Genomic DNA, 14247 nt, shown 5'->3' with positions numbered 1-14247 from the left:
GTTCTTGCAATTTATCATGATGTTTTTTTAGAAGGCAGCTGCACAAGAACATCTCTTTAAAGCAAGCAGTTATTTTCAGAAATGTGCCTTATTTTTGTTTAAGTCTTCCCCGTCCTCTACTTTTACAAATACGTGGATTATTCCGCTGAATTTCTTCTTTTCCTCAATATATGGAAAATGATTACTATAAGAATAAGCATATAATCTGGAATTAGCTAACTTAACCGCGATTTCCTCAGAGAACACATATGGACACTGTGCATCGTGTACACCGCAGTATACAAATACAGGTAGTTTTACATCTGGCAATTCCTGCGTAATATCGTATTCTGGTAACTCCGTGTAGGAATAATAATCCAGTCTGCTGCCTATGGTTTTCCCGCTGCTCGGCTTTTGGAAATATTCTTCTCTTTTCTCTGGATAATATAAGGACATATCCGACCATTCTTTATTCGCCTGTCGTCGTTCTGCTATATCTGTTGAAGTTTTTAATATGTTCAGAATCTCTAATAAACGTTTATTATGAGGAGACTTCTTACAGTAAATACTCTCTGGATGCTTCATATACTGACTGGACGCAGCCGCTCCGCCGACAATTGCTTTTGTTAAAGAATCCGGTGCTAAAATCGCGTATTTCAATCCCAGCATCCCTCCCGTTGAATGTCCGGCAAAAGCCCATTTTTCAAAACCTAGAGCTTCCCGGATTGCTTCCAAATCATACACTGATTCTGCCATGCTTAGTTGGTATTCTTCCTCTGCTTTACAGGAATTTCCGGCTTCTCTTAAATTTACGAGAATCACCGAAAAATAATCGGTAAACTCATTGGCAAAATAGTTTCCAAGCTCATTGAATTCACTATATAAATGTGTTGAGCATAAAGGTTTCCCTTCTCCTTTACGAAAAATTTCGAATTCTCCCCGTACTGTTGTTACAATCTCTTGTTCCCACATTTTAAAACCTCCCTTATTTGGATTTTAACATAATTATTCCCATTTTAAGTAACTACCTATGGAAAAACCTAGATCATTTTTAACAAATTAAAAACCGCAGAAAATCAATAGCATCCAAATTTTGTCTACTCGGCTTTGCTTTTGATTTTCTGCGGTTTATTTAAATTATTCTACAACCTCTGCCTCAACCTCTGCATTTCGATCATAGGCAGCCTGCTTGATTTCTAACCATTCCTGATACCCTAAACGGTCCAATTCAGCAAGGTATTCATCCCATTCCTCATCTGCTTTACCATTAGTGATCCACTCTGACTTCTTGCGTTCCACATATGGGAATAAATCATTTTCAATATCACTAAGCTGTTTTAATTCATCCAAAGACATAAATACTTTTGGATAAATATTATCATTATTCATATAAGGCACTAATGTTTCATGCAGCTGGTCCAATCTCCATGCTGCATCATCCGGCATCGTCGTTACCGTCCCATAGTAGCTGTCTAAAACAGCTAACGGTCCTTCAATAGCTGTCTCTTCACGCAGTTCTACCGGTGCAGTACCTTCCAATGGTAAATGCTTCAACATAGCTTCATTCTCATCATACTCAAAGATATTCTGTTTCTCTTCATCTCCATAAGTTCCCCAGTTATCCTGCACGGATTGCATCGGTTCATACAGCTTATCAATCCACTTAGCAGTAAGCTCTAAATTCTCGTTTGCCGATGTAATAACCATACGTGACCGATCAAAGCCCATTCCATTGGAGCGTGCGACATGCTTATGTCCATCTGGTCCTTCTAATGGAGGAAGTAATGCATAATCTTCGGTGCCGGAAATATTCGCCATATCCCACGTAAAGTATAAACCGTAACGTCCTTCCTGTCCTTTGGCTAAGTACGTATTCCATTCCTGCTCAAAGGCTTCTATATCAATCAAATCTAATTCATATAATTCATTTAAATAGTTAATCGCATCTTTATAACCTTCCTGTGCAGAGGTGAACAGGACTTCATCCTCGTTGGTGACAACGGTATGATCCCAGTTCTCTCCTTCGCCGAATGGGGAGAATAAAAAGGATACATCTTCCCCGCCGCTGCTGATCATAAATGATAAAGGAATCGTTTGACCATCTCCTGCCATATCATTTTCTTTGAAAGCTACCAATGCCTCCTTTAATTCTTCTGTCGTTGAAGGCATTTCTAAGCCCAGCTCGTCTAACCATTTCACATTAATCCAGCCGGTAGCATCTAAGGAATGGATACTTTCCTTACCAGATCCTAATTCCTCAATCCACGGAAAAGCATAGATGTGACCGTCCGGTGCTGTCATCATAGCACGATATTCCGGTGCTTCTTCTAATACAGCCTGCAGATTGGGCATATATTGATCAATTAAATCTTCTACTGGAATAATCGCTTCATCAGCAGCTAAATCCAATAATTCATAATCACTATAACGCGTATTCATAATAGCATCCGGTAAGTCACCGCTTGCTACTGCCAGGTTACGCTGCTCAGTAAAGGATTCACCCGAGAAGCTCTTCCAGTCAATGTGAACACCTGTCTGTTCTTCCAAGCGTTGCAGGATTAACTTGTCATTAGGATCTTCGGGAGCCATTGGTGAGCTTTCTGTAATAAACTTCAAGCTGATATCCTCTTCCTCTATCGGAAAGGTGACATCACTTAATTCATAATCCTCTGATGACGCTTGATCACTTTTGCCGCAGCCTGAAACGATTAACAAACTTGTAAACATAGCTGCCGCTAAATATCGATATAAAACTCTCATACTTTATCCCTCACTTTTTATATTATTTTAATGATCCGACCATAACACCTTTTTCAAAGTACTTTTGAAAGAATGGATACATTATCATCAATGGTAAACTTGCTATAACAATTGCCGAGTATTTAATCATTTCTGCCAGGCGCTGCAGTTCTGCCCTGGCCATCTGGTCGCCAATCATCCCCGGCTGCACTTCATTTTGGATCAGAATATCACGTAAGATTAACTGCAATGGATATAAGCTTCGATCTTCCAAATAAATCATTGCGTCGAAATAGGCATTCCATTGACCAATGAAAGAGTATAAAGCTAATACAAAGATAATCGGTTTCGATAATGGCAGAATAATACTTAAAAATATTCTCGCATCTGAAGCCCCATCTATCCTCGCAGCTTCTATCAATCCCTTTGGCAACCCTCTAAAATACGTTCTCGCTAAGATAATATTCCAAACAGTAATCGCACCCGGCAAGATAATTGCCCACGGTGTATTGAGCATTCCCAGTTCTCTTACTAACAGATAAGTTGGTACCATCCCGCCGTTAAAAAACATGGTAATAATGAAATAAAGCATAAGCGCCTTCTTACCAACTAATCCATCAACAGATAGAGAATAACCTGCCATAATCGTAAAGATGACGGATACCAGTGTAAATCCGGTCGCATAGAGAATAGAATTCAAAAAGCCTCTCATAATTGAGCCATCCTGGAAAATACGAACATAGCCATCTATTGTCCAATGACTGGGGTCAAAAGAAATTCCTTTTGTCAGTAATATATCGGGCTGCAGGAAGGAACCCAGCAGCACGTACAAAAGAGGGACAGTTACGATTAGTACAATAAGACCCAACAAAATCTTGTTAATAAATAAGATAAATTTATCAGACTTGGAATTATTAATTAATTTATTATCCATGAAACTGCCTCCTCTCTAATACAATGTTTCTCCGTTTAGTTTTTTCACTATAAAGTTAACAGCGACTAATAAGACTAAGCTTATAATGGAATTAAATAATCCCATCGCCGCACCAAACGACCAGTCTGCTGATTGCAGCCCACGTTTGTAAACGTACGTATCAATAATCTCTGAAGCCGGTATGTTCATAGAAGTCTGGAGTAAGTAAGCCTTTTCAAAACCTATTGCCATAATTCCTCCAACCGCTAATATAAACAACACCGTCATCGTCGGCTTCAATGCCTGTAAATCAATATGGCGGATTCGCTGTAATAAAGTGGCACCATCCATGGTTGCAGCATCATGCAGCTGTGGATCTACATTGGAAAGTGCTGCTACATAGATGATGGAAGCAAATCCTGCCCCTTGCCAAATGCCTGAAGCAATGAAAATCGTTCGAAAATATCCGGGTTCAGACATGAATGAAATTGGCTGATCAAATACCAAACCGAGAATGGCATTTAGTGGACCTGCCGGGGATAAGAAAATAAAAATCATTCCCGCAATAACTACGACTGAGATAAAATGTGGTGCATAAATGATTAATTGAATATTCTTTTTCACTCTTGCCTTTCTCAATTGATTCAGCATAATTGCCAGAATGATCGGAACTGGAAACCCTAATAAAAGATCAAAAGCGCTTAATTTAATGGTGTTCATAAAAATTTGCTGAAAGTTAGGAGACTCTAAGAAGTTACGAAAATGCTCAAATCCTACCCACTCGCTCTCCCATACTCCTTTTAAAGGACTGAAATCTTTAAAAGCAATGGTCACTCCATACATTGGAATATAATTAAAAATAAAAACTAAAATAACAGCTGGTAATAAAAACAAATAAAGAATATAATTTTTTCGGATATATGCCAGCGCACCGCTTTTCTTTTTCTTTACCGGCGTTGTGCTGTCAGGTGATGTATCTGATTTTGATGCTGCCATCTAAACCCCTCCCTTGCTTAAGCTCTAGACTTTGCTGTAATCTTTTCGTAATCTAAATATAGCAAAGTTTGTATGCGTTTTATTTCAATATTTTAGGGCGATGGATTATAAAATCTTTGGTTCTTGATGACCAGTCTGAAAATACCTTTTAAATAATCAGAAATTAAATTACGTTGATCAGAAAACACAGATAAGCCTGCAAAATAAAAGGAAACCTTTTACTTCGCAGGCTTATTTATATAACTCAACTAAATAATTTCACTTTAATCTGAAATGTGCTCTTGATCCATTTACGCAGGATAATTATGTGGATTCGTGTAAAACGTGCTTCTTAGGAAAGGATAAGGAAGCAATCTTCATCATCACAAAACTCATCAGGCTGGCGCCGAGTACAAAAATTAATGCCGGAACAAGCATATATAAATAGACAACCGCCACAACAAAAGCGGCTAACATAATCGTTTGAAAAGGACGGGCAATCGTCAATATGCAAGCATACCTGAAGTACTCATTCCACTTCAAATCAAAGTGTACATATACTGGAAAGATATAAAGCATGGCGACCAGATAAAATATACCGATGACAAGAATAAGGTTAAAAAGCAGCACCTGCACACTTTCCTGACTGATATTTTGAACAATACGAAAATCGATTATCAGGAATAAACCGATAAAAGAAATGATATATCCGAGTAAATTGGATGTCTTAAATGAAGCTTTAAAATGAGTAATAAACTCTGAAAATACCACTGCGTCTTCATCTTCAAGAATCATTTTTCTTACAACAGCGAATAGAGCTGCTGTTGCCGGAAAGATACCAAGAACGATACCACCTAATAAGGTAAATGCTGCCCATAATAGATTTAAATATATTAAATTGAAGCCCAACGTACCTATCCGCATATACCATCGTTTTTCAATCATATTGCCCCGCTCCTTTTTCATTACAGATTAACAGCCTGTAAAGACTTAATTCATCCGTCCTATATGGAAGAAATCTCTTTATAATTACTCTATCAAAAAAGCAGAGCTCTCGATTGTAATATTTTTGGAATAGATATTATAAAATCTTTGGCTTAGATTCAAAAAAATTAATCGGCTTGTCTCAGACGCTGATTAATGGCTTCTACTGCTTCCTCCACAGAAGTCTCTACATCCTTATTCGCCAGACCGATATCTTCAAATAATTTTTTTATCGCTACACTTATATCTGGATAGACTGGTGTAACCGGGCGATTTCTGGAATAAGAATATGCCTGCTCTGCAAAGATGTTATACGGATAGGTATTAAATTCAGGAAGATCTTCAGCTACAGAATATCGGGCAGGAACCTCTCCTGTGATGGAGCTATATTTTTTCATAGACGCATAGTCTGTTACATAGCGGATAAATTCCCATGCCTCCTCAGGATGACTCGTAGTGGAAAGTATGCCAAGCGCCCAGCTTCCATTCGGAACAACCTGATACTTTGATTTTGGAAGCGGAGCAACTCCAAAGTCCTCTCCCAGCTTCAATCCATTTTGCTCTAAATCCGTTATTGCCCATGCACCGAGTACCGTCATCACCAATTTCCCATCCTCAAAGGCATCCGCCGGAAGCTCTCTGACAGCTACTTTATCTTTATGGTATAAATCCTGATAAAATTGTAAAGCCTCTATCGTTTCTGCTGAATCTAAATATCCGCTGGCTGTTGTTGCATCCGGACTAATCACTTCTCCGCCAAATTGCCAGATAATTGGAAGCTTAAAATAAGCAGGCGCCTCACCGCTCCCGAATCCTTGGGCCGGATCAATACCATAAATTCCTTCTTCCGGTTTCTGAACTTCCTTCAATAACGCAACAATCTCTTCCCATGTCATCGGATTGGCAGGGTCACTATCCGGAAAGGGGAGATCTGCTTCTTCCAATAGATTCATATTGTAGTATAGAGCAATACTCGATTCAATTAATGGCATCAGGTACAATTGATCTTTGTAAGTTAATCCTTGGGTAATTGTTTCAGAAAAATCTTCCTCCAGCCCATCTTCTTCTGTTAAATATTCATTTAACGGCATCAGAAGGTCCGCCTCTGCGTATAAGGCTAAATAAGGACTGTCAATTGCCATTATATCCGGCCCCGTTCCAGTAACCAGCTCTGTCCGCAGTTCTACTTCATAATTGGCATACTCTATATTTTGCATGTTGACGTGAATATGAGGATGAGATTGATGAAAATCCTCCAGAATCTCATTATATGCTTTGTTCTCAGCCGCATTTCCATAGTTGCGCCAAAACGTTAATTCAACAACGTCCTCCGGCTCTTCCTTCTGTTCAATGTCTTTCTTTTCATCTTGTATAGACAAAGGTTGTACCAATATAACCAGATAACCTATGACAATACTGACTAATATCACAAATAAGCTGTAATAAATTATTCTTCTTCTCATGATACATCATCCTTTTATACCGGATCGAATGACTTTCGATAATTAGCTGGAGTTTCGTTTACATGCTTTTTAAAGACGATGCTAAAATAGGCAGAACTGGAAAATCCGACAAGATTAGCTACATCAATTATTTTTAAGTGTGGATCTTTTAAGAATTTCTTAGCCTCCTTCACCCGGACTTCCGTTAAATATTCACTAAAGTTTTTGCCGATTTGTACTTTAAAAATCTCTGATAAATAAGCACTGTTAATATGAAAAAGCTCAGACAAAATGGTCAGTGAAATATCATTTCCATAATACTGGTCAATATAACGGCGGACCCCATCAACAATCTGTTTGCCATCCGTTGTTCTTGAGTCATGAATTTGGGCAACGATTAACTTAGCAAGCTCAGTTAGGTAAGTGATGACTTTTCCCTGATCATTTAATTGCCAAATGACTTGCTGGCATTCCCAAATCAATCGTTGTGCATTACTGCTCTCAACATTATATTTTTTGGCGATGGAGCCGAGACAAAACAAAATCCGGTTCGCAACAATCGAGGACGATAACACCGATTGGGTTGTTGTTTCACCTAGCAAAGATTCCAGCTCCCTGTGAAACCTGGACATATCCATCTGTTCAATTGCATTAATAATATGCTTCTCCAGATCTGGTGAAAAATCCATCAGTTCTTCTCTTTTGACATGCTTATCAATTACCTGTGAATGATGATTTAACTGATTCTGACTCCATGAGAGCAAGCTGGAAATATAGCCTGTCTTCAATTCTGACAAACCAGTTACTGGATTGCCGATTCCAATCACAGTCTCTAACTTTAAAAGTTTTTTTACTTGATGCTGAATCGTTTTCGTTAATCGGTCAGGCTGATTATCAAAATCCTGATCTAATACGATAAGAAAGTGCATCATATTTGTATAACCCAGATCATAAAAAGCGAACATACCCGGTCTTGGTTCAACTAATTCTTTGCACAGCATTTGAAAAGCCATTCGTAATTCGTTCACTCGATTTGCCTGACCACTAAAATCTCTCACTCCGACGCTGATAAATTGTACTTTTAAATCCTCTTTCAGCAGCATATCCAGCTTCAACTGTTCAAGCCTCTCTTTTACCAGGCTATATTGAAACCATTCTTCCTTCACCAGCGACAGAAGATATTGTTCCTGTACCTCCTGAAATTGGGTCCGCGCCTGCCTTTTAACGCGATCCAGTTCAAGCTGTTTGTTGCGATCCCTGTCGATTTCATTCTTCATTTTCCCTAATACCTCCGCTAATTCTTCCGGGTCCACCGGTTTTAGCAGATAATCCCTTGCTCCTTTTTTCATCAGACTTTTCACGTATTCAAAATCAGAATAACCAGACAATACGATTACTTTGATATTTGGATATCTTTCCCGACAATGTCTAGCCAGCTCTATTCCATCCATAATCGGCATCCGGATATCAGTCATCACCAGATCTACCTTTTCTTCCTTCAGTTTTGTCAGTGCTCCTTCCCCATTCGCTGCCTCCGCTACAATATGGAATCCTAATTCCTCCCAATCCACTTTCCATCGTAAACCCTTGCGAATTTGGATTTCATCATCAACGATCAAGACGTTCCTCATCCATCATCTTCCCTTCCTCTGCTATTTGCAGGATGATCATTGTACCTTTGTTTAATTCTGTCTCAATTCGATAATTGAATCGATCTCCATAATATAAATGCAAGCGATCCAGCACATTTTTAAGTCCAATACTATTGCCACTGCTCTCCAGAGTATCTGCCTGATTACTCATTGATAAACTTTGAATTACTTCGTCTGATATACCGACACCGTCATCTGCAATTTGTAATGTTAACTGGTTATCTTGATATTTGGACTTTATTTCCACACTGGCATGCTCTTTAGAAATTAAACTATATTTCACTGCATTTTCCACTAATGGCTGAATAATAAATTTAATAATCGGAAATTCCTTTGCTTTCGGATCTTCTTCAATTGTTATTTGAAGGTCCCCTTCATAACGAAGCTCAAGAATTTTGGCATAGCTGCGGATATATTGGATCTCCTCTGTCAATGTTACCAGGTCTGATTTTGTGTTTAAGGCATAACGGAGCATCTTTCCTAAATACACACTTACATTTACCACCTCTTTATTCTTACCCTGAGCTGCTAAGCCGCCAATTATTTCAAGGGTATTATTCAGAAAATGAGGGTTAATTTGCAGTAGCAAGGCTTTATATTCAGCATTGCGTCTCCGAATATTGGTTTTATATTCACTATCAATCAACTGTTTCAAACGAACCACGGTCTGATCAAATACTTGTACTAAATAGCCGATTTCATTATTTTCTGACCGGATTGTCGATATAATCTTCTGTGCCTTTTTAAAGTCTCCTTTCTCCAAGTAATGCATTGCTTTCATCAATCCCCGTAAAGGATCTGTAATCGAAGATGAGAAAAGAAAAGAAGCAATAATAGTAATTAAAAACAAACCTGCACTTAGTAACAGCAGGCTTTTCTGTAATTGATTGGAATGTGAAAATAGATCATCCTCCGTTACTTCACTAATTAAAACCCAATCTCCTACTGATAATTGCTGATAAAACAACAAATAGTTTTCCTGTTCATTTTCTATTTCAAGCAATCCATGATCCTCTTCTTTGTGTGCAATTTGTTTCAAAGACTCTTCAATAATAGACTGAGGGGTATCGATCTCCTCTGTTAAAACATTTTCACCTTGAGAATCTATTATAAAAGCATAGCCATGTTCACCTATTTTAATTTTATCCAGGGAATTTTCTATCATTTCTGTGGAGAAATTAACCTTGATAACCCCGCTATCCTGAAGGGTATTTAAATCAACTAAAGGGATAAGATGACTATTAATAGGCATTTCCCGCATTAATGCTGATTGCTGGTTTGTATCTATGTGGGAATGGGTAAAAGTCTGATCGTTCTTCATGAACTCCTGATACCATTCCGTTTTATCCAGCTCCGGATAGTCACCCCAAATCCCTTCCCCATCATGGGTAAAGATGGAAACAGATATATTATTAGAATTATTGACCATCATGGAACTCAGCATGGCATTAAGCTCGTTTCTCACCATTAATCTGGCTGTTTCCAATGTTTCATCATCATTACTGCTATTATTCTCCACCCGCAGCCAATCCTGTGTAATAGCATTCGCTAATACCTGCTGTCCCACGTCAGTCGCCTGCATCGTAACGGAGTCAATATATAGAGAAAATTGGTCCATCATACCAATTGTCAGCTCTTGCGTTTGTTCCTTTATATAATTAGTAAATAAACTTGGCATAATTAGAGACAAGATTAAAAAAGGAATCGTTAATACACAGGAAAAAACAAGAAATAATTTATTTCGCAACGACAAAAACATATCAAATCCTCCATAACAAGTCTCTAAGCTGCCAATCCACTTTCCCATTATATCAAAAAGAAACTACTCGAAATAAACACTGTATTATTCATTTTTGATATTTGAGAATATATCTGCTGCTATCTGCCACTGCTGGCTTGAGCTTGCCTGCTCTTCCTGCAATTCTGCAAGCGTAAGTTTTCCACCCTCTGTTACCGTCAACACCTGTTCATTATGAAGAGAACGGATGACTACCGTTTCATTATCCAGCTGCTCAATCAGCCAACGCTGGTTGTCATAACCAAGATAATCGTATAACTGGATTTTTTGCTGGCTGGTATCCAGGTCAAATGCCTGGCCCTGCTCTGTTCTAATTGAATAGGATCCCTGCTCGTCTCCTGTTGGCATAAGAGACCATTTCATTTGTTCTTCTTCCAATTCCACAGGCTCTCCATTTTGTAAATTAGCTGCGTATAATGATTTACTTGTTTCAGCATTCGTAAAGGCAGTCTGCACGAATTCAGCATCCGATACCTGGTTTATTTCTACATTTTGATACGTCGCTTCCCCATCAAAAACATTTAATCCAAAGTGTCCTTGAGCAAATGTGCCATCCTGGATATCCATGATATTCTCACCATCGACATCGATACGAATATGCGGTCCGTCTGCTTCAATTTTGACAGCATATGTTTTGCCCGGCTCGATATACGCCGGAACATTGTCAATCACCATATGATCTTCTATCTGACCATTTACTTTATAAAACAAACGGAAAGCCTTCATATTAGGGTCTAAATTAAAATAGTACCCGCTGCTGCCATCCTCATTCGCCCGAAACACGAGAGCTCCTGCACCGCCATCAGGGCTCATTGTCATATCAGCTTCATAAATAAAATTCCCGCCAGTATCTTCTGCCATATAATTGGCATCACTTGTATGGGCACCGCGAATTCCTGCTTCTGTTTTCAACCATTTTACTGTTTCAATATCAGATTGCCAGCCTGTCAGATTAGTATTAAATTCTCCATCATATACCTGTACTTCCACCGTTTGCGAGACTTTTTCATCTGGCGCAGACACAGTAACCACTGCTTCACCATTTCCCACGGCTTCTAATTCAGCCTGCTGATGATTCGATGAATTCATATCAATCACATCAGAATCAGACACAGACCATTCCAGCTGCCCGGTGCCATTCCCATTCTTTAAAGCTGCCTGAAGAGAAATTGTTTCACCAATATTCAGCTCTCTTTTACTTGTATTGATCACAATTTCAGCTCCATCTTCATTATAACGGTCCCAAATATCTTCCAACTGATTGACTTTTAATGAGATAATTTCAACAGGTCCATTTTCCGTATAGAAGCTCATTCCCCTGCTTGTTGCCTTTGGAAAAATAACATCAGAGAAAACCACTTGTCCGTCATTCGCAAATACCTCAACCGAACCATTATCTACAAATATATTTAATTTCACACGCTGATTATCAGGTGCCAGATCCGCTTCTTGCCGCATGCTAAACTGTTTGGAGAAATCTGTTTGTCCGGACTCCGAACGATCAACATATATTTGCTCATCAGCCGGGCGATACCCAATCACACTTTTTTCTTCAGCTCCCTGACGAACTTGAAAACCAAATTCTGAAGCTTCGCTGTCAGCTGGAATCTCAATTTCTGCTTCGATTTGATAGGATTCGCCGTCAATCTGCTTCAAAAGGTCTTCTGCATTATTTTCATCTATTTGTTTATTACTTGTTTCAAAAATTGTCTCACTAATGGAAGCTAACTCTTCAATCGGAGCCTGGGCAAGCCTGATTCCTTGCTCTGTATCTATCAGACTTAATTCCCTTGGTATTGTCAATTGACCTTTCCAGCCTTCTGTCGGGAAATCAAATGGGTAATCCCAATTTGTCATCCATGCAATAGTAATACGACGATCATCCGGCATATCTGTGAAAGACATAGAGGCATAGAATTCCTTGCCAAAATCAGTTTTTAATACATCTCCCGCTTCATTATCATTTATAAATATTCCTTCTTCTGTTAAATCACCAATAAAATATTCAGCATCAGAACCCTCTGTATCAGGGTTGGCACCTGTACTAATCATCAGTACCCACTTCGTCTCGTCCGTTCCTTCTACCGGTAATTGAAACAGATCTGGACATTCCCAAACACCGCCACGCACATAATCATCATAACCAAAGCTATCAGTATGCTCCCAATCAATCAGATTTTCAGAGGTAAAAAAGCGAATATGATCACCTCCTGAAACTACCATGATCCAACGATTATTTTCTTCGTCACGTACTACTTTAGGATCCCGAAAATCCCAGCTTCCAGGGTCATCTTCTGTCTTACCCGGGTTATCAATTACAATCGGATGCTCCTCCGAATATTCCCATGTACGCCCTTTATCATGATTGTAAGCAAGCCCGATTCGCTGATTTCCATTCTCTTGATCAGGATTGAAAGAGGTATAATAAGCAACTAAACCTTCTCCTCCTGTATCTGAAAAAAGCCCGGATGCATTATCTTCATCTGCAACAGCTGCACCTGACCAGACATGGCCATGATCATTCCAAGGTAGCGCAGTAGGTAAGCGCTTCCAATGGATAAGATCTTCACTTACAGCATGCGACCATGTGCCGCCATCCTGATGAAAGAGATGATACTCCCCTTCAAAGTAAACAAGGCCATTGGGATCACTTGCCGACCTTCTTGCCGGTGTATAGTGATAGTTTGATCGATAATTTTCTTTGTAGTATTCATCAGTTGGTACCACATAGACATCTTCAAAATAAGCAGTTCCAGACAAATTAACAAGCCCGATTCGGCCATCCTGATATCGATCGTCTGTAAATTCTATTGCCGGCTCACGATATCCATCCAGATAAGCTGTTATTTGGTTATCCTTCACAATAAGCTCTATATGATGCCTCGCCCCATCGATGGAGGAATATGACTGATCTGAGCTTGCCAGCACAGTGCCGTCCAATAACTGCAATTGCACCCTGACCTGGTCATCCTGCCTTACTAATATTACTTGGTAACCAGCCGCAGCCTCCTGATTTTTCCGATAAGTAAATCCAGCAGCTCCTTCTTCCTCCGCAAATGAAAGATCCCCTTCCAGAACAAAATCATTTACTTGACTATCAAAGGTCTGTTGCCCTTCTCCAATAGCTTTTAACCCCTGGATATCCGGTTGCCATTGTCCTTCTGTCATAACAATTTCACCTAAGTTATGAGTAAAATCACTTACATATACATTCTCAAAATATCCTGTTCCATTCTCCACATGGAGTCCCAAAGCTCCAGCTGCATCATTTTCTAATTCCGTTCCCAATATCTCGTTATACTGATTATTCCAGTATACTTGAAGCTTCTGATTAACTGCTTTTACTTTGAGATGATATATCTCTCCCGCTTCCAAATCTATTTCCGCTTCCTCTAAAGACTTATCTGGATTCTGCAGATCTAAAAGCTGAAGCTTGCCCTCCTCTTGATCTATTTGAATCATATAACCCTCGTTCTCCGTCGCGCTTGCACGGAAAACAAGCCCTGCTTTAGTCTTTTTATCAGCTGTTTTTATATCTGCCTCATAGGTAAAGTCATCAGCAGTGGTACCAGAGAACGCCGTAGTCTGCTTATTCTCCTCAGAAGTTAGCTGGATTCCCTGGACAGTATCCTGCAGTTCCCCTGAACCTTCCACGCTCCAGTTCTGTAGATTCGTATTAGCTTTATTCATCTCTTCCCCCTCCTTATCAGCAGCCTCAATTTCTGAATTACAAAAAAATATAATAACTAGTACAAGCAATAAAAC

At 39.2% G+C, this 14247-nt stretch carries 9 protein-coding genes; all 9 read right to left on the bottom strand.

The window, feature by feature from the left end; all coding sequences use genetic code 11:
• Nucleotides 1-75: 75 nt before the first annotated feature.
• Entirely contained in the window at nucleotides 76-951 is an 876-nt protein-coding gene (locus tag IEX29_RS13010; protein WP_188734820.1) for an alpha/beta fold hydrolase, read from the bottom strand.
• 165 nt (nucleotides 952-1116) lie between these two features.
• On the bottom strand, nucleotides 1117-2739 hold the full coding sequence (locus IEX29_RS13005) for an extracellular solute-binding protein (protein WP_188734819.1): 1623 nt from the start codon (nucleotides 2737-2739) through the stop codon (nucleotides 1117-1119).
• 22 nt (nucleotides 2740-2761) lie between these two features.
• A complete protein-coding gene (locus IEX29_RS13000; RefSeq protein ID WP_188734818.1) occupies nucleotides 2762-3652 on the bottom strand; it encodes a carbohydrate ABC transporter permease in 891 nt (296 codons plus the stop codon).
• Between the two features lie 15 nt (nucleotides 3653-3667).
• Entirely contained in the window at nucleotides 3668-4627 is a 960-nt protein-coding gene (locus IEX29_RS12995) for an ABC transporter permease (RefSeq protein WP_188734817.1), read from the bottom strand.
• A 303-nt stretch (nucleotides 4628-4930) separates the two neighbouring features.
• Nucleotides 4931-5551, bottom strand: a complete 621-nt coding sequence (locus IEX29_RS12990; RefSeq protein WP_188734816.1) for a YesL family protein — start codon at nucleotides 5549-5551, stop codon at nucleotides 4931-4933.
• A 167-nt stretch (nucleotides 5552-5718) separates the two neighbouring features.
• Nucleotides 5719-7053: an ABC transporter substrate-binding protein gene (locus tag IEX29_RS12985; RefSeq protein ID WP_188734815.1), complete on the bottom strand. Its 1335-nt coding sequence runs from the start codon at nucleotides 7051-7053 to the stop codon at nucleotides 5719-5721.
• A 14-nt stretch (nucleotides 7054-7067) separates the two neighbouring features.
• Entirely contained in the window at nucleotides 7068-8663 is a 1596-nt protein-coding gene (locus IEX29_RS12980; protein ID WP_188734814.1) for a response regulator transcription factor, read from the bottom strand.
• The gene (locus IEX29_RS12975) at nucleotides 8641-10443 is read right to left on the bottom strand and encodes a cache domain-containing sensor histidine kinase (RefSeq protein ID WP_188734813.1); all 1803 of its coding nucleotides are present in this window, start codon (nucleotides 10441-10443) and stop codon (nucleotides 8641-8643) included. The genes IEX29_RS12980 and IEX29_RS12975 overlap by 23 nt, the downstream gene beginning before the upstream one ends.
• Before the next feature lie 84 nt (nucleotides 10444-10527).
• Entirely contained in the window at nucleotides 10528-14172 is a 3645-nt protein-coding gene (locus IEX29_RS12970) for a GH32 C-terminal domain-containing protein (RefSeq protein ID WP_188734812.1), read from the bottom strand.
• Between the last annotated feature and the right edge of the window lie 75 nt (nucleotides 14173-14247).

The organism is Oceanobacillus neutriphilus (genome assembly GCF_014645515.1).
GTDB classification, from domain to species: Bacteria; Bacillota; Bacilli; order Bacillales; family Amphibacillaceae; genus Oceanobacillus; species Oceanobacillus neutriphilus.
Note: the sequence above shows the minus strand (reverse complement) of the source record. Positions and strands in the feature narration are given on the sequence as shown.